Raw genomic sequence first — 25,699 nt, forward strand, 5'->3', positions numbered from 1 at the left:
GACGCGCCCGCGTCGGGCCAAGCGGCCCTCCTGCCTCAGCTTAACTGTCGGGTTGGGTTGTCAGGCGGGCGGGCTGGAAATCTACGCAGATGGCGCGCATGTCCGGCAAGGTCAGCATGCTTTGGGTGCAATGGCAGTAGCTGGCATTGCCTTCCATCTCGCAATGGGTGCAGTCCGAACAGGTGCCAAAGACAGGCGCATCTCTGGCCTGCGCCAGATCTGAAATCGCCTGACCCAAGGCCTGCGCCAGCATATCCTGAGAGGTTTGCGGCAATTGCGACAGCACATGGCGCAGATCGCGCAACGGGTCATGTTGCAGCAGATCATGCCCTGCCTGCGTCACATCCAGCACCGTGCTGCGCCCGTCTGACTGGTGCGTGCGGCGCGACAACAGCCCCATCGTGACCAGCGATTTCACAGTTTGCGAGGCGGTTCCTCGCGTGGTCGCATGAAATTGCGAAAATCCCGAAGGAGTGCGCGAAAAGCGGTTGGCATGGGCGAAATAGCGCAAGGCGGTCCATTGCGCGGCGGTCAGGGCAGGGTGCGCGCCCGGTTTCTCGGCGCAATGCCCTTGGGACTGGCCCAATCGGGCCAGATACACAATCAGATCTGCAAGATCACCGCGAGGGTTTGAGCCATCCTTGTTCATACACCCCAGATAATCCTGCCACAGCGCGTTGACAAGCTTTGCTGCGAAATGATAGCGTAACGAAACTATATCGAGTCGAAACAAAAGGCACATCCCATGCACCCTCGTGACCCAAGCACCAGCCGGTTTATCCGTGATGCCATGGCCAGCGAAATGCTGGATGCGCCAACCGAACATGCGCTGGCGATTGCGTGGCGCGACAAACGCGACGAGGCCGCGTTGCACCGGCTGATCACGGCCTATGCGCGGCTCGCCATTTCGGTTGCGACACGGTTTCGCCGCTATGGTATGCCGCTGGACGATCTGATCCAGCAGGGCAATCTGGGCCTGATGCGCGCGGCCGAGAAATACGACCCCGAGAATGGCGCGCGGTTTTCCACCTATGCGGCGTGGTGGATACGCGCTTCAATGCAGGAATATGTCATGCGCAACTGGTCAGTTGTGCGCACGGCCACCAATGCATCGCAGAAAAAGCTGTTCTTTCATCTGCGCAAAACCTTGGTGAAGCTTGATGATGGCGAAATCCGGCGCGAGAATCTGAGCCAGTCTGTCGCGCGCGAATTGGATGTGCCCGAAGAGCAGGTTGAGATCATGCTTGGGCGCATGTCGGGGCAGGATTTGTCGCTGAACACCCCTCAATCGGATGGCGAGGACGGGCGCGACTGGCAGGACGCGATCGAGGATACCAGCGTTCAGACAGAGGCCCGCGTTCTGGGCGATATGGAAGCGCAGCGCCGGCGCAAGCTGCTGTATTCGGCCGTGCAGGAATTGCCAGAGCGCGAGCGCAGGATCATCACCGAGCGCCATTTGCATGACAGCCCGCGCACCTTGTCCGAAATCGGGGTGGAGCTTGGCATCTCGAAAGAGCGGGTGCGCCAGTTGGAAGAACGCGCCATGTCGCGCATCACCACCGCTGTGCGGCAAGCCGCGCATGTGGCAATTCCGGCTTGAACCGCAGCGCATGATATGCGACCGCCTGCAGCAGGGTTTACACAGGCGGTTTACGTGGCAGCGAAAAGACCAAGCAATCGAACCATCGGCTATGCGGTTTCAGCTGGTCTGGCGCTGATTATCACAGCGGCCTTGCTTGCGCCTATGTCCGGGGTGTCTGGCCCCAAAGTTACAGGGCTGGACAAGATCATCCATTTTTTCCTGTTTTTTATTCTTGTTTTACCCGCCCTTATGGTTGCGCCGCGCATCTGGGTCTGGGTCGTGCCGGTTGCCATCGTCTATGGGGGCCTTATCGAGATCATCCAGCCCTATTTCGGACGCGGGATGGAGTTTGGGGATTTCATCGCCAATACTTTGGGGGTTCTGGCGGCAGTTCCTGTGTCGCGCTGGCTGCATGCGCGCGTGTCAAAGGGGCGGCAACTGGCCAAGAATAAACGGGCCGAATGCAATTACTGACCCTGTCACGTTGAACACCAACTCGATTGCGGTGCCCCCCGGTTCGGCCTGAGAGCCAAGAAAAAACCCGGCCATCATCGCGGCATCTGGGTCCAGCGCGCCTGACTGAACCAGCATCGCATGCAACACGCGCCAATCTTGCAGCCCAAGCGAGAGGGTGCCATCCAACCCGCCGGATTCGGCGCGCTGAAGCTGGCCATGGCCCGAGACTGTAAGCGCACCCCAGTCAAGCTGCATGTCGTGGATCGTGATCTGGCGCAGCTGTGCTGTGGGCCTGTTCAGCGCAAGCGGGCCGTCAAACACAAGATCAGCATACAGCGCGCTATGGGTGATCTGTTCGGGGTGGCTGTCCATCGGGTCCAGTATGCGGCGCAGCTCGGGCGCCAGATGCAGCCCTTGGGCCGACAGGTCCAGACGGTAGCTCTCGGCCTCAGTGCTTTGCAGCGTTGCGTTCAAGCTACTTATTTCGCGCAGAAAAAATCCGGGGGTGGCCGTGGCCGAACTAACCGAAAACGCAGCCATGCTGACGCGCAGAAGATGATCGACAACAAGCTCTGTCTGCATTCCCTCTTGGGTCAGATCGATGTGAGTGCCCAGATAGCTCAGCCTGTGCTGGGGCGACACTGTCGCTTGTATCCGGTTGGGCAGATAACTGGCCGCCTCTAGCGTGATGCGGGGAACCTGCCAGCCAATCGCCAGATCGCGGCTTTGCACATGCAGGTTTTCCAATTCGGTGCGAAAGGCGAGGGGAAACCCGTGCACATGGCCCTGCTGTGCCGCGATGCGGGGCGATTGCGCAAGCATGTCGGGGCCATATCTGGTGATCAGATGCGCGGATATGGCCCAATAGCCCGCGAAAATTGCGCTGCCAAGAATACAGAGTTTCAGGATCAGACGCATGCACAGGCCCTCTCTTTCGCATTTTCAGATTTCCGTTTACATCGGAACCCGAAGGAAGGGCCAGTCACATGCATGCGCATCAGTCAATTTGGGTTTTCGGATACGGGTCTTTGATATGGGAGCCGGGCTTTGCCTTTGCCTCGCGCCAGATCGCGCGGCTGGACGGGTATAAGCGCAGCTTTTGCATGCGGTCCATCCACCATCGTGGCACAGTCGCACAGCCGGGCTTGGTGCTGGCGCTGGATGAGGGGCAGGGCGCATGCGAGGGCGTGGCCTTTGAAATTCCGGCACGGATCGCGGAAGAAAGCCTGGAGTATTTGCGCGCGCGCGAATTGATCTCGGCGGCGTATCTGGAAGCCTGCGCGCCAGTGCATCTGCGCGACGGGCGGCAGGTACAGGCGGTAACCTATGTGATCGACCGCGCACATGATCAATATTGCGCAGGGCTGTCACTGGAAGATCAGGCGCAGATCATTGCTGGTGCTGTGGGCGGGCGTGGCCCAAATAGCGAATATCTGTTCAACACTGCCGCGCATCTGGCAGAGCTTGGGCTGCGTGATGAACAACTGGACTGGCTGGCGGCGCGGGTGCGGGCGTTGCGGGGGCAATTTCCTGCGCGCTGAGTCTGGTGAATGGACCCTCGCCAACTGTCAGGCGGCGCGTGGTAGGTGTGGCGGCTGTGCGGGACATGTCAGCAGTTCGCGCGGAGTCGAGGCGCGTAGCGCCGCCGCGCATCGCCGGGCCGTCCCCCGGCACGGCGATTTGGCTTGGCTAGGCGCAAAGCCTTGATCTTACGCGGATTTGGCCAGCATAAAGCACAGTAGCAGAGGGCGCGGATCGCCGCACCACGGCCCGACGCTGCGCGGCTTGGGTCACCTTTCCAATGTCCCGCAAGCCCTCCTAACTGTCATTCACCTGCTCCGATTTACGAGCCTCCTTCAATGTCTGACAGGGTGTTTGCGTTGGGTCCGGCATTGCCGCTGGTACACATTGGCAACGCAGTGTTTCGCTGGTCAGGCAAGGGGGCCTGTATTATGGTTGGCCGAAAGTATCAGGGGGGAAGTTATGGACGATATCGTAATCTTGGGCGGCACACGCACGGCGATTGGCAGTTTCGGCGGCGGGCTTGCATCTGTGCCGCCGATTGATCTGGCGCAGATTGTCGCGCGCGACGCCATGGCGCGCGCGGGCGTAGAGGCAGGCCAGATTGGCCATGTGGTTTTTGGCACTGTTATCGCAACAGACCCGGCCGACATGTATCTGTCCCGCCGCGCCGCGATGGGGGCAGGGGTGCCCGACAGCGTGCCCGCCATGAATGTGAACCGGCTGTGCGGCTCTGGTGTGCAGGCCATCGTTTCTGGCGTGCAGGCGTTGGCGCTGGGGGATGCAGATTTTGCGCTGGTCGGCGGGGCCGAGAGCATGAGCCGCGCCCCCCATATCCTTCAAGCCGCGCGCTTTGGCACCAAGATGGGCGACACGCGCGCGGTTGACATGATGGTGGGCGCGCTGACCTGTCCATTTGGCACGGGCCATATGGGTGTCACGGCGGAAAATGTCGCCCGAGAGCATGACATCACGCGCGCGGCGCAAGATGCCTTTGCGCTGGAAAGCCAGACCCGCGCCGCGAAGGCCATTGCCGAGGGGCGCTTCAAAGACCAGATCACCCCCGTCACCCTGAAAACCCGCAAAGGCGAGGTGGTGTTTGACACGGATGAGCACCCCAAACCCACCACGCTGGACGCGCTGGCCGGTCTGCGCCCTGCATTTGAAAAGGGTGGCAGCGTGACCGCAGGCAATGCCAGCGGAATCAATGATGGCGCGGCGGCGCTGGTGCTGGCGCGCGCGGATGCGGCGGAAAAAGCGGGGCTGAAACCCCTTGCGCGCATCATAGGCTATGCCCATGCAGGTGTGCGGCCAGAGGTGATGGGCATTGGCCCTGTGCCTGCCGTGCAAGCACTCTGCGCGCGCACTGGCCTGACAGTTGACGATTTCGACGTGATCGAATCGAACGAGGCATTTGCCGCGCAAGCGCTTGCGGTCAGTGCCGCCCTTGGGCTGGACGCAAGCCGCGTCAACCCGAACGGGGGCGCTATTGCGCTGGGGCATCCGGTGGGGGCAACCGGCGCGATCATCACCATCAAGGCGCTGCATGAACTGGCCCGCACAGGGGGCAGACGCGCGCTGGTCACCATGTGCATCGGCGGCGGGCAGGGCATTGCGCTGGCGTTGGAGCGGGTCTGACCGCTGGGCAAAAGCGCAGGAACAATAAGCGAACATATTGCTTGACCCTACAGGGGCAGGCGATATGTATCGGGGCTATGTCACACCTATCCTGCCCCCCGGTTCTGGTCTGGTTCAAACGCGATCTGCGCGTGTCCGATCACCCTGCGCTGGCGGCGGCAGGCAGTCATATCCTCCCGGTCTATATTATCGAGCCGGAGTACTGGGCGCTGCCCGACACCTCGGCGCGGCAATGGGCCTTCACAGCCGAGGCATTGGAGAGCCTGCGCGCCGATCTGGCCAGTTTGGGCCAGCCCTTGATCATTCGCATGGGCGATGCGGTCACGGAACTGGCGCGCCTGTGCAAGGCGCACCGGATCACGCAGATGATCAGCCATGAAGAAACCGGCAATGGCTGGACCTATGCGCGCGACAAACGTGTGGCGGCTTGGGCGTCAGGCGCGGGGGTGCAGTGGCAGGAACTGCCGCAATCGGGCGTTATGCGCAGGCTGCGCTCTCGGGACGGGTGGCAGGGCCAGCGCAACGCCTTCATGCGCCGCGCCCCCGCAGACCCGCCGCAACCCCTTGCCCCCATTGCGCGCGAATTGCCGACATTGGAACGCCTGCCAGATGCCCGCGCGCTGCGCCTTGCGCCAGACCCGTGCCCGCACCGCCAGAACGGCAGCAGGGCCGCGGCAGAGCGCGCGATGGACTCGTTCCTGACAGTGCGCGGGGAACGTTACCGCGTGGCCATGTCCTCGCCCCTGACGGCTGAACGCGCCTGTTCGCGCCTGTCGCCCTATCTGGCGCTTGGCGTGTTGTCGGTGCGGCAGGTCGAGCAGGCGCGGCAGGCCGCGCGTGCAAGCCATCAGGGCGCACCCGACTGGAACGCGGCGCTGAACAGTTTTGCCAAGCGGCTGGCATGGCGCGATCATTTCATCCAGAAACTGGAAGATGAACCTGCAATCGAACACCGTTGCCTGCACCCCGCGCATGAAGGGCTGCGCCCCCGCGCGCCTGACCCGCTTTTATTGCAGGCATGGGAAAGGGGCGAGACAGGCATGCCCTTTGTCGATGCCTGCATGCGCTATCTGCGCGCAACAGGCTGGCTGAATTTCCGGATGCGCGCGATGCTGATGTCATTCGCCAGCTATCACCTGTGGCTGGACTGGCGCGCAACCGGCCCTGTGCTGGCAAGGCTGTTCACGGATTACGAACCGGGCATTCACTGGTCACAGGTGCAGATGCAATCTGGCACCACCGGAATCAACACGATCCGCATCTATAACCCCATCAAGCAAAGCATCGACCAAGACCCAAGCGGCCAATTCATCCGCCGCTGGGTGCCGGAACTGGCGCAAGTGCCTGCCGCGCATCTGCATATGCCCTGGACTTGGGGCGAGGGGGCGGCAAGCCTGCGCTACCCCGCGCCGGTTGTGGATATCGCGCAGGCAGGCGCGCGGGCGCGCGATGCGCTGTGGGGCTTGCGGCAGCAATCGGGGTTTCGGGATGTGGCGCAGGCGGTAGCGCATAAACACGCCTCGCGCGCGCGCGGCACAGACCGATCCAGCGCCGCGACGATGCGGCTTGCGCGGCGCAAAGCACCGCATCCAGACCAGTTGAGCCTTGATCTGTAGGCCGCCGCATAAATAACGCGAACTTCGCCCTTGACCTTCCACAAGCTGGAAGCCCCATATAGCGTGGGCAGGACAAAGGATGCAGAACAGCCATGCTAATGACGAACACCGCCCATGATCTGGAAGAACGCAGATTTCCCCTTGGAAACATGAGTTGCGCGGGCTGTGTGCGCCGTGCGGAAACCGCGCTTGCCGCGATTCCCGGTGTGTCTGATCCGTCTGTCAACCTTGCCACGCATGAAGCGCGCGTGATGATCTCGCCTTCGGTTGATATGGAGGAAGTGCGCAAAGCGATGCAGCGCGCGGGTTATCCGCTGCGTGTGTCGCAGATTGAACTGTCGCTGGAAGGAATGAGCTGCGCATCCTGCGTGCGCCGCGTCGAGGCAGCCTTGCAAGCGCAACCGGGCGTGCTGCGCGCAACTGTCAATCTGGCCACCAGCCGCGCGCAGATTGAACATATTGCAGGGCAGGGCGACCCTTTGGCGCTGGCGGCGGCGGCCAGCGCGGCGGGCTACCCTGCCACAGTTCTGGGCGACGGGGCAGAAGCCGAAGACCCCCAGATGCGCCACCACGCCGAAGCGCAGGGGCTGCGCGGCGCACTGATACTGGCGGCAGCCCTGACCTTGCCGGTGTTCATTCTGGAAATGGGCGGGCATATCGTGCCTGCCTTTCACCATTGGCTGCACCACCAGATTGGCATGCAAACCCTGTGGATCATCCAGTTTGTGCTGACAACTGCGGTGCTGGCCGGGCCGGGGCGGCGGTTCTACACCACCGGCCTGCCCGCATTGATGCGCGGCGCGCCGGATATGAACAGCCTTGTCGCTATCGGCACGCTGGCGGCATGGGCCTATTCCGTGATTGCCACATTCGCGCCCGCCCTGCTGCCCGAAACCGCCCGCGCGGTCTATTTCGAGGCGGCGGCGGTGATTGTCACGCTTATCCTGCTGGGCCGCTGGCTGGAGGCACGCGCCAAGGGCCGCACGGGTGCCGCCATCGCGCGGCTGGTGGGCATGCAACCGCGTGTGGCGCGGGTGGTGCGTGAGGGCCAGATGGTCGAGATTTCGATTGATGATCTGCGCGCGGGCGACATCGTGCAACTGCGCCCAGGAGAGCGGATACCGGCCGATGGCACGCTAAGTTCAGGCGAGGCGATTATAGATGAAAGCATGATCACCGGAGAGCCTATTCCTGTTACCAAACACGAAGGTGCCAAGGTCATCGGCGGTACGGTCAATGGCGCAGGCGCGTTTCGCATGACCGTTTCGCACACAGGGGCCGATACAGTTCTGTCGCAGATCATCCGCATGGTCGAAAGCGCGCAGGGGGCAAAGCTGCCGGTGCAGGCGCTGGTGGACAGCGTGACAATGGTGTTTGTCCCTGTCGTCATCGGGGTTGCCGTGTTGACAGTGCTGGTCTGGTTGCTGTTCGGGCCTGACCTGACATTCGCGCTGGTGGCGGGTGTGTCGGTTCTGATCATTGCCTGCCCTTGTGCCATGGGCTTGGCCACGCCCACATCTGTGATGGTGGGCACGGGACGGGCGGCGGAATTGGGCGTGTTGTTCCGCAAGGGGACTGCGCTGCAACTTCTCGACAAGGTGCAGATCGTGGCCTTTGACAAAACCGGCACCCTGACCGAAGGGCGCCCCATCCTGACCGATCTGGAAACCACGCCTGCATGGTCGAATGAAGACGCCCTGAGGCTGGCAGCCGCGATGGAGCAAACCTCGGAACACCCGATCGCGCGGGCAATTCTGACCAAGGCCGAAGAACAGGGCCTGTCCTTGCCAGAGGTTACAGGTTTCAAGTCACTTACAGGCCTTGGTGTGCGGGGCCAGATCAAGGGCCAGCAGGTTCTTTTGGGCGCGGCGCGGCTGATGGCGCAGGATGGGGTTGATATATCCCCCCTGACGGACAAGGCGCAAAGCATGGCGCAGGCGGGGCGCAGCCCGCTATACTTGGCCGTTGATGGCCAGCTTGCCGCGCTGCTGGCCGTGGCCGACAAGGCGAAACCCGGCGCGCGCGCGATGATTGCCGCGCTGAAAGCGCAAGGCGTGCGCGTGGCGATGATCTCGGGCGATGCGAAAGCGGCGGCAGAAGCCATCGGGCAGGAATTGGGAATTGACGAGATCGTGGCCGAGGTTATGCCAAAGGGCAAGGTAGACGCCCTGCAAAACCTGCGCGCAAGCGGGGGCAAGCTGGCTTTCGTGGGCGACGGAATAAATGACGCGCCCGCTTTGGCCGAGGCGGATGTGGGCATCGCCATCGGCACCGGCACCGATGTGGCCGTGGAAACTGCCGATGTGGTGCTGATTTCCGGCGCACCAGAGGCAGTGTTGACAGCACTTGGCGTTTCGCGCCAGACCATGCGCAACATCCGCCAAAACCTGTTTTGGGCCTTTGCCTATAACACGGCGCTAATCCCCGTTGCCGCCGGTGTGCTGTATCCTGCATTCGGCCTGATGCTGTCACCAATGTTGGCCGCGGGGGCTATGGCATTCAGTTCGGTTTGCGTGTTGTCCAATGCGCTGCGCTTGCGCTACATGGCACCGCACCGCTTGAAAGGAACCGCAGCATGAATATCTCGGAAGTCGGAAAGCGCGCGGGCCTGCCCCCGAAAACCATTCGTTTTTACGAAGAGATTGGCCTGATCCTGCCACGACGTGACACCAACGGCTACCGCATCTTCTCGGAATCCGACTTGCACAGGCTGGCATTTCTACGGCGTGCGCGCGCACTTGGGTTTTCTGTGCAGGAATGCCGCCAGCTTTTGGCGCTGTATAATGACGAAACCCGCGCAAGTGCGGATGTGAAAGCGCTGGCACGCGAACATATGGCGCGGATTGACAAGCAACTGGAAGAACTGGCCCAGATGCGCAGCACTTTGGCTGATCTGATAGAATCCTGTGCAGGCGACAACCGGCCTGATTGCCCCATTCTGCGCGATCTTGCACAGTAAGGGCAGGGCGGGTTTGTCCCCGCACCTGAAAGCATTTCGGCTTTTGTTAAAACACCGAAACGCTTTAGCTTTTGTCTTGCCACAATTTCTAACCGGAAAACTCTGTCAACTTTTCCTGAAATCGACTTAGGCGCTGACCAGTTCAGGGTCTTTCGCTTTTGGTTTTGCAGTCGCGGGTTTTACAGATTTTGCAACAGTGCCAACAGTTTGTTTGATAGCTTCTGCCTCGCGCGCGATATCTGCCGCGCCCTCATGCGGCAGTTTCTCGGCAAAGGCACCCAAGACGCGCAAATAGGCTTCTTGCTGCTGCTTAAACACTTTCATCCACATGACAGTGCCTTGCATCCACAATGATACCGGGTCAAACATATCCTCAACTCCCCCATGAGGCGGCGCGCTTACTGTTGCGCCACAATTTTGATGTGCTCAAAGCGCGATCGTGATGCACTTAGCATATGCTCTGCAACGGATATGTGACGCGCGTTGAAACTTACAACCCGCAACGCAAATTCGTTATCGCAATCATACGCTTGTTACAAAATTACAGGGCTAAAGGTCTGTATGTCAAAGCACCAAGAATTTGCTCGGCCTATATCCGCGCATTTGCTTATACTTTAATCAACTCTGCTGCGGAATGATCTGAATCATTATAACAAACTTCCCAGACCCCTGCGCCAAGCGGCACATGCCGCGCTTAGCGGATGATAATCTCATCGGGCCGCGCCAGCCCCAGAACAGAGCGTGCGCGTTCATCCAGCAAATCAAGGTCCAGAAAATCATCCGACAGACGCCGCGTGCGGTTCTCGACTTCGGCCAGTTCCACACGCAGCCTGTCGCGTTGGGCTTGCAGGCCGGTGATTTCAGCCTCGATCTGCACACGGTTGAACAGCCCGAACGCGCCCTGCACAGCGGCAAAGGTAAAATACAATCCCAAGACGATTGCAGTGCCAAAGTAAAACAACGGGCCAATCGCCGGTGTGCTGCGCTTCATGTCTCTGCCTGTACTGCCTTGTGCCGTTTGCGGCGCTATTTTGTTACAGTATGCCACAGGAATCCGGCGGTGGGAATCCTGTGATGGCAATTTTCACGGCCTCAGCCCAGAAAAATCCCGACAACCACCATCATCAGGCCCAGGGTCGAGATTGCCAGCGCGCCGAAATTCATGATGACGGCCTTTTGCATGCGGGCGCGCATTTCGGTGTCGTCCAACACCTGCTTGCGCAGCTTCATGACATAGACAATGCACCAGCCAAGGCCAGCGACACCGGCCAGCGAAATCGCGGCCCCGATCCAGATCAATGCGTCCATATATCGTTACTCTTTTTCAAGGGCGGCGACACCGGGCAGTGTCTTGCCTTCCATCCATTCCAGAAACGCGCCGCCCGCGGTCGAGATATAGCTAAAGCCCGCGCCGGCACCGGCCTTGTTCAGCGCGGCCACTGTGTCGCCGCCACCTGCAACCGAAGTCAGCTTGCCGTCTTGGGTCAAACGCGCGGCCTCTAGTGCTGCGGCATTGGTCGCGGCGTCGAAAGGCGCAATCTCGAATGCGCCCAAGGGGCCATTCCACACCAGCGTGCGGCATTGTGCAAACACCTCTGCAATCGCGGCCACACTGTCTGGGCCTGCGTCAAGGATCATCGCATCTGCCGGGCAGTGATCGGCTGGCAGTACCTCATGCGGGGCATGGGCGGCAAATTCGCGCGCAACCACAATATCAACCGGCAGATGCAGGGTGCACCCTGCTTCCTGCGCCTTGTCCATGATCTCGCGCGCCGTGTCGGCCATGTCGCGCTCGGCCAGAGAGGTGCCGATCTCCAGCCCCTTGGCCACCAGAAAGGTGTTTGCCATGCCGCCACCGATGATCAGGTGATCGACCTTTTTAATAAGGTTGGCCAGCAGTTCCAGCTTGCTGGACACTTTCGCCCCGCCCACCACTGCGGCAACCGGACGGGCAGGGGCCTCTAGGGCCGCTTCCAGCGCCTTGAGTTCCGCTTCCATCAGCCGCCCCGCACAGGCAGGGCGCAGATGGGCAATCCCCTCGGTCGAGGCATGGGCGCGATGCGCGGCTGAAAACGCGTCATTCACATAAAAATCGCCCAAAGCCGCCATCGAGGCTGCCAGCAATTTGTCATTCTTCTCTTCGCCCGCGTGAAAGCGCGTATTTTCCAGCAAGGCCACATCGCCTGCTTCCATCGCGCCGACAACTTTTTTGGCAGGACCGCCAATGCAATCCTCGGCAAAGGCCACAGGCTGCCCAAGCGCTGCTTCCAGCGCGGGCAGCACCACCGATAGCGACATTTCAGGCACGCGCACGCCCTTGGGGCGGCCGAAATGGGCCAGCAACACAACTTTACCCCCCGCCTTGGTAATGTGGCGGATGGTTGGGACGATCCGCGCGATCCGCGTGGCATCGGTGACGGTGCCGTTTTCAACAGGCACATTGATATCCACGCGCACCAATGCCGTTTTGCCCGCGAACTCCATGTCATCAAGTGTCTTGAACGCCATAGCACTCCACCTTTCCACCAACTCTGACGCTATGTCGCGCGAATCCATGGGCAGGGTCAATGGGCTGCGGCGTCAACAGGGGTTTTCCTGCGCGGCGCGGCACAGTAGACTGCGCGTCATTGAAGAGTACAGGAGCGCCACATGGCCGAGATCAAAGACCCCGAAAACACCATTCTGATAGAGCTGAAATCCGGCACTGTCGCAATCGAGCTGCTGCCCGATATCGCGCCGGGCCATTGCGCACGCATGAAGGAACTGGCCCGCGCCGGTGCCTATGACAATGTCGTTTTTCACCGCGTGATCGAAGGGTTCATGGCGCAGACGGGCGATGTGGCCAATGGCAACACCGAAAAAGATTTCGACATTCGTCGCGCCGGTACCGGCGGGTCGGACCTGCCAAACCTGAAGGCAGAGTTTTCGGGCGTGCCGCATGATCGGGGAACGTTGGGGGCCGCGCGCTCGCAAAATCCTGACAGCGCCAACAGCCAGTTCTTCATCAACTTTGGCGACAACCATTTCCTGAACCGCCAATACACCGTCTATGGCCGCGTGATTTCGGGGATGGAGCATGTTGACAGCATCACCCGTGGCGAGCCGCCTGCAAACCCTGACAAGATGATCAGCGTCAAGGTTGCGGCTGATGCGTGATAAAGTCATCTTCGCGGGTATCTTTGCGCTTGGCGTTGGTATTCTGGGCGCATCCTATCTGAATGTCATGAGCGTGAACGCCGACACCGCTGTTCCCGAAGATCACTCTGGCCCTGTGATGGTGATTGAAACCGCAGGCGAGGCGTCGGGCACAATGCGCATCGCGCTGCGCGACGATCTGGCACCCAATCATGTTGAACGGATTGTCACATTGGCCGAACAGGGCGCGTATGATGGCGTGGTGTTCCACCGCGTGATCGAAGGGTTCATGGCGCAGACGGGCGATGTGCAGCATGGCCGGCCTGACGGAAACCCGCGCATGTGGGGCACCGGCGCATCCGACATGCCGAATCTGGAAGCCGAATTCAACGACCAGTCGTTTGAACGTGGTGTTGTTGGCATGGCGCGTTCGCAAAGCCCTAACAGTGCGAACAGCCAGTTTTTCATCATGTTCGCGCCCGCACCACATCTGGACGGGCAATATACTGTCGTGGGTCAGCTGATCGAGGGTTATGACGTGCTGGACGCGATCAAACGCGGCACAGGCGGCAATGGCGCGGTCATTGGCGAACCTGACCGGATGGAACGCGTCACCATTGAACGCTGAACAGGAAAAAGGCCGGGGCATTTGCCCCGGCCTTTTGCTTTCGCTCTCAGATCGGCGTGCCGAGCGTCGCGGGATTACTCCTCACCAGCAGTCTCGGTAAAGCGCGCATCAATCCGTGCGGCCAATTCGGGGTCTACAGTCGCGGCTTCGCCAATGGCGATATATTCTTCAACTGTGATATCGGGCGCATCGTCAACCGCTTGCAGAATGGCTGCGTCGGCTTCCTGCACAATCGCCATTTGCTGTTCTTCGTCGGTGATACCTTCGAGTTGCGCAATATATGTCTCGCGCGTTTCAGCCACAGCAAGGGCCGCGACGATAAACGCATCTATCTTGCCGTCTTCCATCGCAATCGCTGACCCCTCTGCCTGCGCGGGGGGCTGCATCTGTGCCGCTGCCTGCGAAGCCAGAATAGGCGTCACTGCCAGACCGGCGGCAAGGATTGTCGTGCTCAGATAGCGTTTCAGTTCCATGGTATACTCCTGTTGTGGTGGCGATGTGGAAAGCTTCTCCGCGTCGCTCGCGCTACATCTAGGAATGGGACGGGGGGGATGCAAACGCACCAAGCGGAAATCCGCTTTCTTATAATGGCTTAGGCGACGATCCTGCCATAGGCGCGCAGGATTTAGCGCCCCAACTCCTTGATTCCGCGCGAAAGCCCTTCAAGGGTCATGGGCACCATGCGCCCCTCAAAGATCTGTGAAATCATACCGATTGACTGGGTGTAGCGCCAATGCGGCTCTGGCGTCGGGTTGATCCATAAATGGTCGGGCCACTGGCTGCGCGCGCGCTGCAACCAGACCTCGCCCGGCTCCTCGTTCCAGTGTTCATTCGCGCCACCGGGGATTTTCACCTCATAGGGGGACATGGCGGCGTCGCCCACAAAAATACATTTCCAGTCGCTGCCATAGGTGCGCAGCACGTCCCATGTGGGCATGCGTTCGGTCCAGCGGCGCGCATTGTCGCGCCAGACGAATTCATACAGGCAATTGTGAAAATAGAAATGTTCCAGATGCTTGAATTCGGATTTGGCGGCACTGAACAGTTCTTCAACGGCGCGGATATGGTCATCCATAGACCCGCCAATATCCAGCAATAGCAAGACCTTGACAGCGTTTCTTCGCTCTGGCCGCGTGCGGACATCCAGCCAGCCCTGCTCGGCGGTAGAGCGGATCGTTCCATCCAGATCCAGTTCTTCATGCGCGCCGTCCCGCGCCCATTTGCGCAGGCGTTTCAGCGCCACCTTGATGTTGCGCGTGCCCAACTCGACCGAGTCATCAAGGTTGCGAAACTCGCGCTTGTCCCAAACCTTGACCGCGCGGCGATGGCGCGAGTCTTCCTGCCCGATCCGCACGCCTTCGGGGTTGTAGCCATAGGCCCCGAAGGGTGAGGTGCCTGCCGTGCCGACCCATTTATTGCCGCCCTGATGGCGGCCTTTCTGCTCTTCCAGCCGCTGTTTCAGCGTTTCCATCAGCTTGTCAAAGCCGCCCATCGCCTTGATCGCATCGCGTTCTTCGGCGCTCAGGTGCTTTTCGGCCATTTTCTCCAGCCAGTCGCGCGGCAGATCGACAGCATTCAGAACCTGCTCCAGCGTCAGCGCCTCCATCCCCTGAAAGCTGTGCGCGAAGGCGCGGTCAAAGCGGTCAAGATGGCGTTCATCCTTCACCATTGTCATGCGCGCAAGGTGGTAGAACCCGTCTACATCATATGTGACCAACCCCGCCTGCACCCCTTCCAGAAAGGCCAGAAACTCGCGCAGCGAGACAGGCACGGCATGATCGCGCAAAGACTGGAAGAAGTTTAAAAACATGGGCTTAGAACATCTTTTCAACACCAATCGTGACGAATAACCCGACCAGCCCGCCGATGATTGCGCCCACGATACTGTATTGCGCGATATCCTTGCGGTCGCCGCCCCTTTGTTTCGCATTTCGTGCGCCCCAAAGCGCGCCAATTCCCATGCCAAGAATGACAATCATGCTTTTTATCCCTGTTCTAGCGCTGGATCAGCGCTGCAATTTCATCGCGCCTGCTCTCGGCCTCTTGTTCGGACCCGAAGCCGAACAAGGCAAAGGGCAGGGCGTCACGGCGCAGCTCTTCTGCCTCTGCGATGCGCCCCATACGCTCTAGCGCTTGTGCGCGCAACAGCATGAGCGAGGACAGCAGCGCCCCATTCTCGCTGCGGCGGGCAGGTTCCATGGCGTTATCGGTCAGGCGCAAGACGATGGCATATTGCCCCGCAGCCAAAGCCTGCGCTGCAAGTTGCAATTCGACATGGGCGCGCGGCACCTCTCCGCCCGGGCGTGTGGCATAAAGCGCGGCGGCGCTGATAAGCGCATCCAGCGCCTCTTCGCCCTGATCGGGCGGCGCAAACCGCGCGGCCAGAAACAGGCTGAAAGCAAGGCGCTCATCCTGCCAACCTTCTTCCAAAGCAATCCGAAGGGCGGCTTGTGCAAATGCGAAACTGCGCCGCCGGGTCGAGGCCCCGAGCGCATTCTCTATCATGTCCGTCCATGCGCGCGGTGTGGGGATCGGGTCCAGCGGCATGGAGCGGCCCATACTGCCGCGCGGGTTCAGCTGTGCAAGGATGGCAGGCAGGCGTGCGCCCACTTCTGCGCGCGACATGCCAGACCGCAAGGACGCGTGATTCCAGACCTTTAACACCAGCATGTCAAACCCTGTCAGGGCGGTTTGGAAATTATCGTCATTCATGACCGTTTCGCCAATGCGATACAGATCATTCAGCGGGCCAAGCGCTTGGGCGACTTCCTCATGCAGGCAATCGCGCATCTCTTGCACTGTTGAATCGGCGGGCGCGACCACAAGCGCTGTCTCGCGTTCGGCAATCTCTGTCCAGTCCAGATGCGGCCCACGCGGGGCGGCGCGGAATTCGGCCCATGTGGCGACATTGGGCAGCACGAAGCAAGACGCCTCTGGCACCAGCCTGCGCATGGTCGCGCGCGGCACAAATTCCACCGTTATCTGCGCCGGGCCAGACACGCGCCGCAAGTCCAGTCCCGCTTCGCTGCGCAAACGCGCAATCAGACGGTCCATCTCGATTTCGGCAAGGGGCGGAATCTGCCCTGTCAGGCGCAGCGCAACAGGCCCCTCAAAACGAGAGAATTGCGCGATCTCGCGCCCCGATTCCAACCGGAAGCCAAGTTCAAGAATATCCTGCGCAATCTGGGCGTTGCTGCGCGTTGTGGCATAGGGGCGCGGGGGGCCAAACAGCGCGGCAGAACTGATGGCGCGCGATTGAACCGACAGATCAACCTGCGGGCCAGTGGCGGGCATTGCACAGGCCGACAGCGCCATCATCGCGGCAAGAGATGATGCCAACCTCATTGCGGGCGCGCATATTTTATGAACGGGGTCAAAACGCCGATTTTGTCATACAGCTTGCGTGCGGTGGTGTTGAAATCCTGCGTGGTCCAATACACGCCCGAGATATTGCGCGCATCGGCGGCGGCATAGACCGCCTCGATCAGCGCGCGCCCCGCGCCCTGTCCGCGCGCCTGTTCGCTGGTATAGAGGTCTTGCAAATAGCAAATCCCCTCTGGCCGCCAGCAATGGGCATGGAACAGGAAATGCACCAAACCGACAGGTTTGCCACCGAGACATGCCAGAAAACCGCTGGGGCTGTGGACATCCTGTGAAAGCAGCGCCTTGAAGGTTGCGTCATAGACCGATTGCGGCAGGCTTGACTGGTAAAACTCCAGATAGCCTGTCCACAATTTCGCCCATTCTTCTTTATCTTCTGCGCGCAACGTCCTGATTTCCAATGTCATATTACCGAACCTGACGCCGCGCCATAAACGCCAGCCGCTCGAACAAATGTACATCCTGTTCATTCTTCAACAGCGCGCCATGCAGTTTGGGCAGCGCATTGGGGCCATCGCGTTTCAAATCTTCCGCGCTCAGGTCTTCGGCCAGCAACAGCTTCAGCCAGTCCAGCACTTCCGAGGTAGAGGGTTTTTTCTTCAACCCCGGCGTTTCGCGCACTTCGTTGAATTGCGTCAGGGCGGCTGTCAGCAAAGCGGGCTTGATGCCGGGAAAATGAACCTCGACAATGGCTTTCAGCGTTTCCGTGTCGGGAAAGCGAATATAGTGGAAAAAACACCGCCGCAAAAACGCATCGGGCAGGTCTTTTTCGTTATTCGAGGTGATAATGACAATCGGGCGCTGCTTGGCGCGGATCGTCTCGCCCGTCTCGTAGACAAAAAACTCCATCCGATCAAGCTCTTGCAGCAGGTCGTTGGGAAATTCGATATCTGCCTTGTCGATCTCGTCGATCAACAGAACCACGCGCCCCTCTGCCTCGAACGCCTGCCACAGCTTGCCCTTGCGGATGTAGTTTTTCACATCATTGACGCGCGCATCGCCCAACTGGCTGTCACGCAGGCGCGAGACGGCATCATATTCATACAGCCCCTGTTGCGCGCGGGTGGTGGATTTGATCGACCATTCGATCATCGGCAAACCCAATGAGGCGGAGACCTGCATCGCCAATTCTGTCTTGCCAGTGCCCGGCTCGCCCTTGACCAGCAGCGGGCGTTGCAGGGTAACCGCCGCGTTCACTGCAATCTGAAGATCATCACTCGCAATATATCTGTCGGTAGAGGTGAACCGCATTCTGTTCCTGCCCTGCTGATTGCCTGCGCGCCAAACTCTGCACGTTTTCCGGCAGTTTAGCGGTTGGGTGTTACCACGACAAGACAACTTCCTGCGCGCATGCATCCTATGGTGGCGGGAATCCGCGAAAGAGCGTGACAATCTCGAATGCATCCGCTATCCGACCCGCGAGGGTGCGGAATATAGGTGAATCAAAATGAGTAACCTCGACACTTATGATCCGGCTGACATTGAGGAGCGGGGCATGAAACCAGAGACTTTCCTACCGGAAGATTACCGACCAGCGGAAGATGAACCCTTCATGAATGACTTGCAGCTGGAATATTTCCGGCGCAAGCTGACCGTCTGGAAAGAAGATATCATGAAAGGCAGTCAGGAAACGCTGGCAGAGCTTGCAAATTCCAGCAGAAATATCCCTGACGTGGCCGACCGTGCATCGGAAGAGACAGATCGCGCATTGGAATTGCGCACACGCGACCGGCAGCGCAAACTGATTTCCAAGATCGACGCGGCATTACGGCGCATTGAAAATGGTGAATTCGGCTATTGCGAAGCCACCGGAGAGCGTATTTCGCTGAAACGTCTGGATGCGCACCCGATCGCCACGATGACGCTGCAAGCGCAAGAATCGCATGAACGCAACGAACGTGTCCACCGCGACGACTAAATGTCGCGCGGGCCGGACCTTGATCAGCCACGACAGACACCGGATGCTGCATAGCATCCGGTGTTTTCAATTTCAGGAGATGTGATGCAGCTTGCAGGGCTAGAGGTGCTGGTCATTGGGGGCGGGGTTGCGGGGCTGGCCGTTTCGGCAGCACTGCACCAGCGCGGGGCGTCGGTGCTTTTGCTGGAACAGGCGGCAGGGCTGCTGGAAGTGGGCGCGGGTGTGCAAATCAGCCCCAATGGCGCGCGGGTGATCCAAGCCTTGGGGCAGGGCGCTGCCCTGTCAGATATGGCACTGCGCAGTAATGCCGTGATCTTGCGCGCCGCGCGCGAGGGCCGCGAGGTGGTGCGCTTGAACCTGCCCCAATCCGGGCCGGGGTTTCACCTGATCCACCGCGCGGACCTTATCTCGGTTTTGCATGGGGCCTGCGCGGGGGTCGAGACGCGGTTTGTCGCGCATGTGGCAGATGTAAAGCCTGACGGGGCGCGCCCGCGCGTCACGCTGGACGGGGGCGAGGTGCTCTCGGCGGATCTGGTTATCGGCGCGGATGGGCTGCATTCCGTGTTGCGCCCCGCTTTGCAGGACGGCCCGCCCACACCCCCGTTTTTCACCGGACAAGTGGCATGGCGCGCCCTTATTCCCTGCACACCAGCCGAGCCGCCGCAGGCGCAGGTTTTCATGGGGCCGGGGCGGCACTTGGTCAGCTATCCGCTGCGCGGGGGCACAATGCGCAATATCGTGGCTGTGGAGGAACGCAAGGAATGGGCGCAAGAAGGCTGGAACCACCCCGATGACCCCAACCATCTGCGACAGGCTTTTGCAGGCTTTGGCGGGCCGGTGCCAGACTGGCTGGCGCAGGTGGACAAGGTGTTTCTCTGGGGGCTGTTCCGGCACAAGGTTGCCACGCATTGGCACAAAGGGGCCTGCGCCATATTGGGCGATGCCGCCCACCCGACCTTGCCTTTCATGGCGCAAGGCGCAAATATGGCGCTGGAAGATGCCTATGTTCTGGCGCGCGAGCTGGCGCGGGGGCAAACCATATCTGCGGGGCTGGCTGCCTATCAGGCCGCGCGCCGCAACCGCGTGCTTCGCGTGGTAGAGGCAGCAAACCGCAACGCGCGCAACTACCATCTGCGCCCGCCACTGGCACCGCTTGCGCATCTGGCGCTGCGCATGTCGGGCAAGGTGATCCCGGATGCGCCCTTGCGGCAATTTGGCTGGATTTATGATCATAATGTCACGGAGGCGTGATAGGGCATGATTTTGTGTCGCAGACACACCAAGTAGAGAGCTGGCATAGACAAGGCGCGCAAGGCATGGATGCAGATCAAACAATGCGGCTGATATATCTGGGCGTCTGGGGCACAGTTCTGGTCAGCTATTTCCTGATCGCCCGCACGCAAGGGATTGGCCAAAGCCTGCGCCAGTTGCTTCTATGGGGGCTGATCTTCGTTGGCGTGGCCGCAGGATACGGGCTTTGGCAGGATGTGACCCAGCAAAACGATGTCGTTGTCACGGGCGAGGGGGCAGTTGTGTTGCGCGCGGGGCGCAACGGGCATTTCAATCTGGACCTGCAAGTGAATGGCACGCCTGTGCAATTCATCATCGATACAGGCGCGTCCGATCTTGTCTTGTCGCAGGAAGATGCCGCGCGTGTCGGGCTTGACCCGCAAAGCCTGCCATATCTGGGGCAGGCCCGCACTGCGAACGGAATTGTCGGTCTGGCCCGTGTCACCCTGAACGAAGTGGCGCTGCTGCATGAAGGGTTGGAAATCCGCGACAGCAACGTGCCCGCCTTCGTCAATGAGGGCGAGTTGGACATCTCGCTTCTGGGCATGGGCTATCTGCGCCGCTATGCGCGCATCGCAATCGAAGGCGACCGGCTTATCCTTGAACGCTAGGCCGCGCGCGCCATTCAAAACAAGGGGTACGATCCCCGCCATTCCCCTTGTCTGACCGCCACACCAGCGCTAGGACAGGGTAAACGCCAGACAAAGGACCGCGCATATGCCTGAAGACCTGATCAACTCCTACCTGACCGGCCCGGACGAACAGGGGCGTTTCGGGATTTACGGCGGGCGTTTCGTGTCCGAGACATTGATGCCGCTGATCCTGGAGTTGGACGCGGAATACGAGCGCGCCAAGACGGATGCCGCGTTCTGGGCGCAGATGGATGATCTGTGGAAGCATTATGTCGGCCGCCCCTCACCGCTATATTTCGCCGAACGCCTGACAGAGCATTGTGGCGGCGCGAAAATCTATATGAAGCGGGACGAGTTGAACCACACTGGCGCGCATAAGATCAACAATGTGCTTGGCCAGATCCTGCTGGCCATGCGCATGGGCAAGACGCGGATTATCGCAGAAACCGGGGCAGGGCAGCATGGTGTTGCAACCGCCACTGTCTGCGCGCGCTTCGGGCTGAAATGCATCGTTTATATGGGTGCCCATGACGTGGAACGTCAGGCCCCCAATGTGTTCCGCATGAAATTGTTGGGTGCCGAAGTGGTGCCGGTGAAATCTGGCCGTGGCACATTGAAAGACGCGATGAATGACGCGCTGCGCGACTGGGTCACAAATGTGCGCGACACATTCTATTGCATCGGCACTGTCGCAGGCCCACACCCCTATCCGGCCATGGTGCGCGATTTCCAGTCGATCATCGGCAAGGAAACCCGCGAACAGATGATGGAGCGCGAAGGCCGTCTGCCAGACACGCTGATCGCGGCCATCGGCGGTGGGTCGAACGCGATGGGGCTGTTTTACCCCTTCCTGGACGATGCCGATGTCTCTATCATCGGGGTCGAGGCTGGCGGCAAAGGCGTAGATGACCGGATGGAGCATTGCGCCAGCCTGACCGGCGGCAGGCCCGGCGTGCTGCATGGCAACCGCACCTATCTGTTGCAAGACGAAGACGGCCAGATTCTGGAAGGGCATTCCATTTCTGCGGGTCTGGATTACCCCGGTATTGGCCCTGAACATGCATGGCTGAAAGATATGGGGCGTGTCGAGTATGTCTCGATCACTGATGACGAAGCCTTGGCCGCATTCCAGACCTGCTGTGCGCTGGAAGGAATCATCCCAGCGCTAGAGCCAAGCCATGCCTTGGCGCATGTGTTGAAGATTGCACCCAAATTGCCTGCCGATCATTTGCTGGTCATGAATATGTGCGGGCGCGGCGACAAGGACATTTTCACTGTCGCAAAGCATCTGGGCTTTGAAATGAAGGTATAAACTCAGGTTTATGCCTGCGAAATAAACACAATTCCGATAGATTTTCCGGCGTGTTGCCTGTAGCGATAACAGTGCGGCGGTTCAGAAATTACGCTGAATCGCCCGAGTGTGTGAGGTAACGCGTTTAATCGGTTCAAGCTGCATTTTCAGCTTGTGCGTTCGGAAATTTGGAAATGGGTAACGGGTTATAAGTTTTTTTGTGAGACATTCCGAATTGTCCTGCGCAGGACATGCTTCGCCGAATTGATCTGCGGAACATGTCTTTGGCCGGGGTCTAGTGTGTAATAAGTATCGTGAGTCTGGCGCATCCTGCTTATTGATCGGCAGGATGCGCCATGTCTTTCCGCTTTGGGAAGGCGCTATAAGGGGCCAATCCATGGGGCGGTGCACGCGTTATTTCACAATTTTTGCCTTGTATTGTCTTGTCTCGGCCCCTGCGCTGCATGCCTCGGAGCACCGCATCACACCAGAGATGATCACGCTTGCCCTGACACAGCAAGGCTATGAAATCATGTCCGAAACACGCACCTTGCTGCGGCGCGTGCGCTTTGTCGCCTATCGCGGACTGATCTGGAGAGAGATCGTTCTTGACATGTCAACAGGTCAGATCATCCGCGATTATGCTGTAGAATTCAGCCCAACCAGCCCGCCTGCGCCAAGGCAGGACGAAATGCCGCGCGGTGGCACCATGCTGCCTGACCCGTACTTGCCGCATCTGAGTAATTAAGATGGCTTACCGCTGCCCGATACCCGCTTGCTCTGCCGCCCGGATACGCCTTGAAAAGGGGGCCGTGTGAAACTCAAGCGCGTCATTTTGCTGATGGTTCTGGTGCAGGCCCTTGGGGCGCTGTTTTTCATTGGCGACATCGGCTTGACCATTCTGGGGATCGAGCGCGAGCCAATCGCATGGGAGTTGCGAGAGGCTGTTGAAATCGGCGCGGCGATTGCGCTTCTGATCGGGCTTGTCATGTCCGGTGTGCTTTTGCTGCAATCGCAACGCAGGCTTGGCAAGGCCGAAGCGCGGCTGCAACGGGCCTCTAGCGATTTCATGGAAGTGGTGGAAGACAGTTTTTCCAGCTGGAACCTGACCCCCGCAGAACGCGATGTCGCGTTTTTTGTGCTCAAGGGGTTTTCCACACAGGAAATTGCAGGATTTCGCAAAACATCCGAAGGAACAGTCAAAGCCCAGACCAATGCCATCTATCGCAAGGCAGGGGTCAGCGGGCGTGGCCAGTTGATGAGTGTGTTTATCGACGATCTGCTGGCAGAAACCCGCGACCCTGCGGGCGCAGACAGTATGAAAGCCTGATTGCGCGCTAATCCAGATCGGCGGCGTAGCGCTTCAAAACCTCCATCGGCACCAGATCCAACGCGCGTTGATGCGTGCTTTGCAACAACACACGCGGCGCAACCCCTTCATGGTGGGCCTGAAGAAAACGCGCCGCGCACAGGCACCATTGATCGCCGGATTTCAACCCGGCAAAACCGTATTCAGGGCGCGGCGTTGACAAATCATTTCCCAGATACTTTGAAAACGCCAGAAATTCATCTGTCATCAGCGCGCAAACCGTGTGGCTGCCTGTGTCTTCCAAGCAAGTGTCGCAAGATCCGTTGCGGAAGAAACCTGTCATCGGGTCGCGCGAACAGCTTGTCAATCTACCACCCAGTACATTTACCGACGGCTCGATATTCCTGTCCATCTTGTCCCTCGCATGGCTATTTCAGCGACAGTTAACCTATACTGACCTTAAATCCAGTCATGAAGCTGCGCGAAGCGTCCGGCCTTGGCCAAAACCCGCACAAATATGAAAATTCATCGGAATTTATCCATCAGTTTTTGCAAGGGGCTGCGTGTATCCTCAAGCGCGGGTGCGGCGGGTGCTGGTGGTGAGGCAGGTTTCGCGGGTTTCGGGGCAGGGGGCGCGGATACGCGCGCAGGCGCCATGCGCAGCGCCACTGCATTGCTGAACCGCGCGCCATCCCCCGCAGCCAGCGCCTCGGCCCCGTCCGCAATGCCGCGCATCAGGTCGTCCAGCCACGCCTGATCGGATTTTGCGAAATCCGACAACACATAGGGGGCAACGCGGTCCTTGTGGCCCGGATGGCCAATGCCCAGACGCACCCGCGCATAATCCGGCCCCAGATGCGCATGGATCGAGCGCAGACCATTATGGCCTGCATGCCCGCCACCCTGTTTCAGCCGTATCTTGCCCGGCGCAAGGTCCAGTTCGTCATGGAAAACCACAATATCGGCGGGGTCCAGCTGGTAAAAACGCATCGCCTCGCCCACAGCCTGACCGGACAGGTTCATAAAGGTCATGGGCTTGAGAAGGGCGATTTTGTGGCTGCCCAGCCGTCCCTGGCTGATCTCGGCTTGGAATTTACCTTGCCACGGGCCAAAGCCATGTTCCGAAGCGATCCGGTCCAGCGCCATAAAGCCGATATTGTGACGATTGGCCGCGTATTTCGCCCCCGGATTGCCAAGACCCACAAAAAGTTTCATGTCACCCTCCGTTCATATTTGGGCGCACAGTAGTGAAACCCGCAGAAAGTGAAAAGCGGTTGCTTGCACCTGTCAAGGCGCGGGTTAGACTGCGCGCATCACAGTGCAGGGGGCAAAATGTATCTGACAATCAACCGCTTCAAAGTGCGGCCCGGACAGGAAGCCGCATTCGAGGAGATATGGACTTCGCGCGAAAGCAAACTGCCCGAACTGGACGGGTTTGTTGAATTCCACCTGTTCCGCGGGGCCAGCACGGAAGAGGCGACGATCTATCTGTCGCATACCACATGGCGCGACAAGGCCGCGTTTGACGGTTGGGCCAAATCCCAGAATTTTCGCGGCTCGCATAAAGGTGTGCGCGCGCATTCCAACATTTATCTGGGGCCGCCAGAGCTGGAAATCTACGATTCTGTCCAGTGCATATCGGGCAAGCCGCAGTCGGGGTAGGGCGCATAGGAACGGGGCGCCCCGAAGGGCGCCCCGTTAAAAACCAACTTTGGCAGCGCTTATTCTTCAGCGGCCTCGGCGTCGTCATCATTATCGGCAGCAACAAGCGCGCGCGGTGCGGCGATATTGGCGATAACGAAATCACGGTCGATTGTGGGTTTCGTGCCTTCGGGCAGCGTGATTGCAGAGATGGTGATCGTATCCCCAATCTTGCGGCCTTCAAGATCAAGCACCAGCTTTTCAGGGATTTCACCTGCCAGCACGTTCAATTCAACCTCGGGGCGCACCACGGTCAATGTGCCACCGCGCTTGATACCAACGCATTTGTCTGCATTGATGAACTCAACCGGAATAAACAGGTTGATCCGGCTTGTCCGGCGCAGGCGCATCAGGTCCACATGCGTGGGCAGGCCCTTGACGACATCGCGCTGAACGCCACGGCAGATCACGCGCACATCTTCCTGACCTTCAACTTTCAGGTTGAACAGCGTCGACAGGAAACGGCCTGCTTTCAGCTTTGCAATCAGGTAGTTGTATTTGAAGTTCACAGGCAGAGGCTCTGCGCCGCCGCCATAAACAATACCGGGTACGAGATGCTCACGACGAGCTTGACGAGCGGCCCCCTTGCCTGTCCCCGTCCGTACCTCGGCCTCAAGATCCGGGATCTCACCAGCCATATTC

Annotated in this window: 31 protein-coding genes; 16 read left to right on the plus strand and 15 right to left on the minus strand. The window is 59.7% G+C overall.

Translation table 11 applies throughout. The features are described 5' to 3' along the window. Window positions 1–40 precede the first annotated feature (40 nt). Window positions 41–733 (minus strand): MarR family winged helix-turn-helix transcriptional regulator, encoded by a 693-nt coding sequence (locus BG455_RS05015; protein ID WP_245735479.1) that lies wholly within the window; start codon window positions 731–733, stop codon window positions 41–43. A gap of 12 nt (window positions 734–745) precedes the next feature. On the opposite strand from BG455_RS05015, the gene BG455_RS05020 reads away from it, so the two are divergent. Next, window positions 746–1,600 carry an RNA polymerase factor sigma-32 gene (locus tag BG455_RS05020; protein ID WP_071468873.1) on the plus strand — a complete coding sequence of 285 codons (855 nt, stop codon included), beginning with the start codon at window positions 746–748 and terminating at the stop codon, window positions 1,598–1,600. Window positions 1,601–1,654: 54 nt separating this feature from the next. Beyond that, window positions 1,655–2,056 (plus strand): VanZ family protein, encoded by a 402-nt coding sequence (locus BG455_RS05025; protein ID WP_245735480.1) that lies wholly within the window; start codon window positions 1,655–1,657, stop codon window positions 2,054–2,056. Here BG455_RS05025 and BG455_RS05030 read toward each other — a convergent pair. Then, window positions 2,006–2,956 carry a DUF2125 domain-containing protein gene (locus BG455_RS05030; protein ID WP_071468874.1) on the minus strand — a complete coding sequence of 317 codons (951 nt, stop codon included), beginning with the start codon at window positions 2,954–2,956 and terminating at the stop codon, window positions 2,006–2,008. The two genes, BG455_RS05025 and BG455_RS05030, sit on opposite strands and share 51 nt — an antisense overlap. Window positions 2,957–3,024: 68 nt before the next feature. Between BG455_RS05030 and BG455_RS05035 the strand changes: the two genes are divergently transcribed. From BG455_RS05035 to cueR, 5 genes are all read left to right on the plus strand, one after another. Beyond that, window positions 3,025–3,579, plus strand: coding sequence for a gamma-glutamylcyclotransferase (locus BG455_RS05035; RefSeq protein WP_071468875.1), 555 nt, complete (start codon window positions 3,025–3,027; stop codon window positions 3,577–3,579). 442 nt (window positions 3,580–4,021) lie between these two features. Next, complete coding sequence (locus tag BG455_RS05040) at window positions 4,022–5,197, plus strand: acetyl-CoA C-acyltransferase family protein (RefSeq protein WP_071468876.1); 1,176 nt, start codon at window positions 4,022–4,024, stop codon at window positions 5,195–5,197. Between the two features lie 77 nt (window positions 5,198–5,274). After that, window positions 5,275–6,813, plus strand: coding sequence for an FAD-binding domain-containing protein (locus tag BG455_RS05045; RefSeq protein ID WP_071468877.1), 1,539 nt, complete (start codon window positions 5,275–5,277; stop codon window positions 6,811–6,813). A 98-nt stretch (window positions 6,814–6,911) separates the two neighbouring features. Next, window positions 6,912–9,392: a heavy metal translocating P-type ATPase gene (locus tag BG455_RS05050; protein ID WP_071468878.1), complete on the plus strand. Its 2,481-nt coding sequence runs from the start codon at window positions 6,912–6,914 to the stop codon at window positions 9,390–9,392. After that, window positions 9,389–9,772, plus strand: coding sequence for a Cu(I)-responsive transcriptional regulator (gene cueR, locus BG455_RS05055; RefSeq protein WP_071468879.1), 384 nt, complete (start codon window positions 9,389–9,391; stop codon window positions 9,770–9,772). Before BG455_RS05050 ends, cueR begins: the two co-directional genes overlap by 4 nt. A 126-nt stretch (window positions 9,773–9,898) precedes the next feature. Here the strand turns inward: cueR and BG455_RS05060 are convergent, their stop codons facing one another. The 4 genes from BG455_RS05060 to BG455_RS05075 form a co-directional block, all read right to left on the minus strand. Next, window positions 9,899–10,141 (minus strand): hypothetical protein, encoded by a 243-nt coding sequence (locus BG455_RS05060; protein WP_071468880.1) that lies wholly within the window; start codon window positions 10,139–10,141, stop codon window positions 9,899–9,901. Window positions 10,142–10,466: 325 nt separating this feature from the next. Further along, entirely contained in the window at window positions 10,467–10,763 is a 297-nt protein-coding gene (locus BG455_RS05065; RefSeq protein ID WP_071468881.1) for an FtsB family cell division protein, read from the minus strand. Between the two features lie 101 nt (window positions 10,764–10,864). Then, entirely contained in the window at window positions 10,865–11,080 is a 216-nt protein-coding gene (locus tag BG455_RS05070) for a hypothetical protein (RefSeq protein ID WP_071468882.1), read from the minus strand. Between the two features lie 6 nt (window positions 11,081–11,086). Further along, on the minus strand, window positions 11,087–12,280 hold the full coding sequence (locus BG455_RS05075; protein WP_071468883.1) for a phosphoglycerate kinase: 1,194 nt from the start codon (window positions 12,278–12,280) through the stop codon (window positions 11,087–11,089). A 141-nt stretch (window positions 12,281–12,421) separates the two neighbouring features. Here BG455_RS05075 and BG455_RS05080 point away from each other — a divergent pair, with 141 nt between their 5' ends. Both BG455_RS05080 and BG455_RS05085 read left to right on the plus strand, forming a co-directional pair. Beyond that, window positions 12,422–12,928: a peptidylprolyl isomerase gene (locus BG455_RS05080; protein ID WP_071468884.1), complete on the plus strand. Its 507-nt coding sequence runs from the start codon at window positions 12,422–12,424 to the stop codon at window positions 12,926–12,928. Continuing rightward, window positions 12,918–13,535 carry a peptidylprolyl isomerase gene (locus tag BG455_RS05085; RefSeq protein WP_170124693.1) on the plus strand — a complete coding sequence of 206 codons (618 nt, stop codon included), beginning with the start codon at window positions 12,918–12,920 and terminating at the stop codon, window positions 13,533–13,535. Before BG455_RS05080 ends, BG455_RS05085 begins: the two co-directional genes overlap by 11 nt. Before the next feature lie 74 nt (window positions 13,536–13,609). Here BG455_RS05085 and BG455_RS05090 read toward each other — a convergent pair whose 3' ends face one another. From BG455_RS05090 to BG455_RS05110, 6 genes are all read right to left on the minus strand, one after another. Then, complete coding sequence (locus BG455_RS05090; RefSeq protein WP_071468885.1) at window positions 13,610–14,008, minus strand: DUF4168 domain-containing protein; 399 nt, start codon at window positions 14,006–14,008, stop codon at window positions 13,610–13,612. Window positions 14,009–14,160: 152 nt separating this feature from the next. Further along, window positions 14,161–15,345, minus strand: coding sequence for a vWA domain-containing protein (locus BG455_RS05095; RefSeq protein ID WP_071468886.1), 1,185 nt, complete (start codon window positions 15,343–15,345; stop codon window positions 14,161–14,163). Window positions 15,346–15,349: 4 nt separating this feature from the next. Then, window positions 15,350–15,514 carry a hypothetical protein gene (locus BG455_RS17260; RefSeq protein WP_170124681.1) on the minus strand — a complete coding sequence of 55 codons (165 nt, stop codon included), beginning with the start codon at window positions 15,512–15,514 and terminating at the stop codon, window positions 15,350–15,352. Between the two features lie 16 nt (window positions 15,515–15,530). Then, window positions 15,531–16,880 (minus strand): DUF2927 domain-containing protein, encoded by a 1,350-nt coding sequence (locus BG455_RS05100; RefSeq protein ID WP_071468887.1) that lies wholly within the window; start codon window positions 16,878–16,880, stop codon window positions 15,531–15,533. After that, the gene (locus BG455_RS05105) at window positions 16,877–17,323 is read right to left on the minus strand and encodes a GNAT family N-acetyltransferase (protein WP_071468888.1); all 447 of its coding nucleotides are present in this window, start codon (window positions 17,321–17,323) and stop codon (window positions 16,877–16,879) included. Before BG455_RS05105 ends, BG455_RS05100 begins: the two co-directional genes overlap by 4 nt. Before the next feature lies 1 nt (window position 17,324). Next, on the minus strand, window positions 17,325–18,167 hold the full coding sequence (locus BG455_RS05110) for an AAA family ATPase (protein ID WP_071468889.1): 843 nt from the start codon (window positions 18,165–18,167) through the stop codon (window positions 17,325–17,327). A gap of 244 nt (window positions 18,168–18,411) precedes the next feature. Between BG455_RS05110 and dksA the strand changes: the two genes are divergently transcribed. The 6 genes from dksA (at window position 18,412) to BG455_RS05140 (ending at window position 23,377) form a co-directional block, all read left to right on the plus strand. Then, window positions 18,412–18,834, plus strand: a complete 423-nt coding sequence (dksA, locus tag BG455_RS05115; protein WP_071468890.1) for an RNA polymerase-binding protein DksA — start codon at window positions 18,412–18,414, stop codon at window positions 18,832–18,834. 84 nt (window positions 18,835–18,918) lie between these two features. Next, entirely contained in the window at window positions 18,919–20,085 is a 1,167-nt protein-coding gene (locus BG455_RS05120) for an FAD-dependent monooxygenase (protein WP_071468891.1), read from the plus strand. Window positions 20,086–20,150: 65 nt separating this feature from the next. Further along, the gene (locus BG455_RS05125) at window positions 20,151–20,735 is read left to right on the plus strand and encodes a retropepsin-like aspartic protease family protein (RefSeq protein ID WP_071468892.1); all 585 of its coding nucleotides are present in this window, start codon (window positions 20,151–20,153) and stop codon (window positions 20,733–20,735) included. 106 nt (window positions 20,736–20,841) lie between these two features. Then, window positions 20,842–22,068: a tryptophan synthase subunit beta gene (gene trpB / locus BG455_RS05130; protein WP_071468893.1), complete on the plus strand. Its 1,227-nt coding sequence runs from the start codon at window positions 20,842–20,844 to the stop codon at window positions 22,066–22,068. 412 nt (window positions 22,069–22,480) lie between these two features. Next, window positions 22,481–22,795, plus strand: coding sequence for a hypothetical protein (locus BG455_RS05135; protein WP_218147530.1), 315 nt, complete (start codon window positions 22,481–22,483; stop codon window positions 22,793–22,795). A 66-nt stretch (window positions 22,796–22,861) separates the two neighbouring features. Further along, a complete protein-coding gene (locus BG455_RS05140) occupies window positions 22,862–23,377 on the plus strand; it encodes a helix-turn-helix transcriptional regulator (protein ID WP_071468895.1) in 516 nt (171 codons plus the stop codon). 7 nt (window positions 23,378–23,384) lie between these two features. Here BG455_RS05140 and BG455_RS05145 read toward each other — a convergent pair whose 3' ends face one another. After that, window positions 23,385–23,768 carry a DUF2237 family protein gene (locus tag BG455_RS05145; RefSeq protein WP_071468896.1) on the minus strand — a complete coding sequence of 128 codons (384 nt, stop codon included), beginning with the start codon at window positions 23,766–23,768 and terminating at the stop codon, window positions 23,385–23,387. A 113-nt stretch (window positions 23,769–23,881) separates the two neighbouring features. Continuing rightward, complete coding sequence (pth, locus tag BG455_RS05150; RefSeq protein ID WP_071468897.1) at window positions 23,882–24,571, minus strand: aminoacyl-tRNA hydrolase; 690 nt, start codon at window positions 24,569–24,571, stop codon at window positions 23,882–23,884. Between the two features lie 117 nt (window positions 24,572–24,688). Here pth and hmuQ point away from each other — a divergent pair, with 117 nt between their 5' ends. Then, the gene (gene hmuQ, locus BG455_RS05155) at window positions 24,689–25,018 is read left to right on the plus strand and encodes a heme-degrading protein HmuQ (protein WP_071468898.1); all 330 of its coding nucleotides are present in this window, start codon (window positions 24,689–24,691) and stop codon (window positions 25,016–25,018) included. A gap of 59 nt (window positions 25,019–25,077) precedes the next feature. Here hmuQ and BG455_RS05160 read toward each other — a convergent pair whose 3' ends face one another. After that, window positions 25,078–25,695: a 50S ribosomal protein L25/general stress protein Ctc gene (locus BG455_RS05160; protein ID WP_071468899.1), complete on the minus strand. Its 618-nt coding sequence runs from the start codon at window positions 25,693–25,695 to the stop codon at window positions 25,078–25,080. Window positions 25,696–25,699: the final 4 nt, after the last annotated feature.

Source organism: Roseinatronobacter thiooxidans, from assembly GCF_001870675.1.
Classification (GTDB): Bacteria; Pseudomonadota; Alphaproteobacteria; order Rhodobacterales; family Rhodobacteraceae; genus Roseinatronobacter; species Roseinatronobacter thiooxidans.

Excerpts from the sequence above, each read along its gene's own strand:
- BG455_RS05060 (WP_071468880.1), bottom strand. The coding sequence starts at position 10,141 with ATGTTTGACCCGGTATCATTGTGGATGCAAGGCACTGTCATGTGGATG.
- BG455_RS05110 (WP_071468889.1), bottom strand. The coding sequence starts at position 18,167 with ATGCGGTTCACCTCTACCGACAGATATATTGCGAGTGATGATCTTCAG.
- dksA (WP_071468890.1), top strand. The coding sequence starts at position 18,412 with ATGAAACCAGAGACTTTCCTACCGGAAGATTACCGACCAGCGGAAGAT.
- BG455_RS05070 (WP_071468882.1), bottom strand. The coding sequence starts at position 11,080 with ATGGACGCATTGATCTGGATCGGGGCCGCGATTTCGCTGGCCGGTGTC.
- BG455_RS05045 (WP_071468877.1), top strand. The coding sequence starts at position 5,275 with ATGTCACACCTATCCTGCCCCCCGGTTCTGGTCTGGTTCAAACGCGAT.
- BG455_RS05120 (WP_071468891.1), top strand. The coding sequence starts at position 18,919 with ATGCAGCTTGCAGGGCTAGAGGTGCTGGTCATTGGGGGCGGGGTTGCG.
- cueR (WP_071468879.1), top strand. The coding sequence starts at position 9,389 with ATGAATATCTCGGAAGTCGGAAAGCGCGCGGGCCTGCCCCCGAAAACC.
- BG455_RS05030 (WP_071468874.1), bottom strand. The coding sequence starts at position 2,956 with ATGCGTCTGATCCTGAAACTCTGTATTCTTGGCAGCGCAATTTTCGCG.
- trpB (WP_071468893.1), top strand. The coding sequence starts at position 20,842 with ATGCCTGAAGACCTGATCAACTCCTACCTGACCGGCCCGGACGAACAG.
- BG455_RS05090 (WP_071468885.1), bottom strand. The coding sequence starts at position 14,008 with ATGGAACTGAAACGCTATCTGAGCACGACAATCCTTGCCGCCGGTCTG.
- BG455_RS05065 (WP_071468881.1), bottom strand. The coding sequence starts at position 10,763 with ATGAAGCGCAGCACACCGGCGATTGGCCCGTTGTTTTACTTTGGCACT.
- BG455_RS05105 (WP_071468888.1), bottom strand. The coding sequence starts at position 17,323 with ATGACATTGGAAATCAGGACGTTGCGCGCAGAAGATAAAGAAGAATGG.
- pth (WP_071468897.1), bottom strand. The coding sequence starts at position 24,571 with ATGAAACTTTTTGTGGGTCTTGGCAATCCGGGGGCGAAATACGCGGCC.
- BG455_RS05075 (WP_071468883.1), bottom strand. The coding sequence starts at position 12,280 with ATGGCGTTCAAGACACTTGATGACATGGAGTTCGCGGGCAAAACGGCA.
- BG455_RS05125 (WP_071468892.1), top strand. The coding sequence starts at position 20,151 with ATGGATGCAGATCAAACAATGCGGCTGATATATCTGGGCGTCTGGGGC.
- BG455_RS17260 (WP_170124681.1), bottom strand. The coding sequence starts at position 15,514 with ATGATTGTCATTCTTGGCATGGGAATTGGCGCGCTTTGGGGCGCACGA.
- BG455_RS05095 (WP_071468886.1), bottom strand. The coding sequence starts at position 15,345 with ATGTTTTTAAACTTCTTCCAGTCTTTGCGCGATCATGCCGTGCCTGTC.
- BG455_RS05020 (WP_071468873.1), top strand. The coding sequence starts at position 746 with ATGCACCCTCGTGACCCAAGCACCAGCCGGTTTATCCGTGATGCCATG.
- BG455_RS05160 (WP_071468899.1), bottom strand. The coding sequence starts at position 25,695 with ATGGCTGGTGAGATCCCGGATCTTGAGGCCGAGGTACGGACGGGGACA.
- BG455_RS05080 (WP_071468884.1), top strand. The coding sequence starts at position 12,422 with ATGGCCGAGATCAAAGACCCCGAAAACACCATTCTGATAGAGCTGAAA.
- BG455_RS05040 (WP_071468876.1), top strand. The coding sequence starts at position 4,022 with ATGGACGATATCGTAATCTTGGGCGGCACACGCACGGCGATTGGCAGT.
- BG455_RS05145 (WP_071468896.1), bottom strand. The coding sequence starts at position 23,768 with ATGGACAGGAATATCGAGCCGTCGGTAAATGTACTGGGTGGTAGATTG.
- BG455_RS05050 (WP_071468878.1), top strand. The coding sequence starts at position 6,912 with ATGACGAACACCGCCCATGATCTGGAAGAACGCAGATTTCCCCTTGGA.
- BG455_RS05035 (WP_071468875.1), top strand. The coding sequence starts at position 3,025 with ATGCATGCGCATCAGTCAATTTGGGTTTTCGGATACGGGTCTTTGATA.
- hmuQ (WP_071468898.1), top strand. The coding sequence starts at position 24,689 with ATGTATCTGACAATCAACCGCTTCAAAGTGCGGCCCGGACAGGAAGCC.
- BG455_RS05100 (WP_071468887.1), bottom strand. The coding sequence starts at position 16,880 with ATGAGGTTGGCATCATCTCTTGCCGCGATGATGGCGCTGTCGGCCTGT.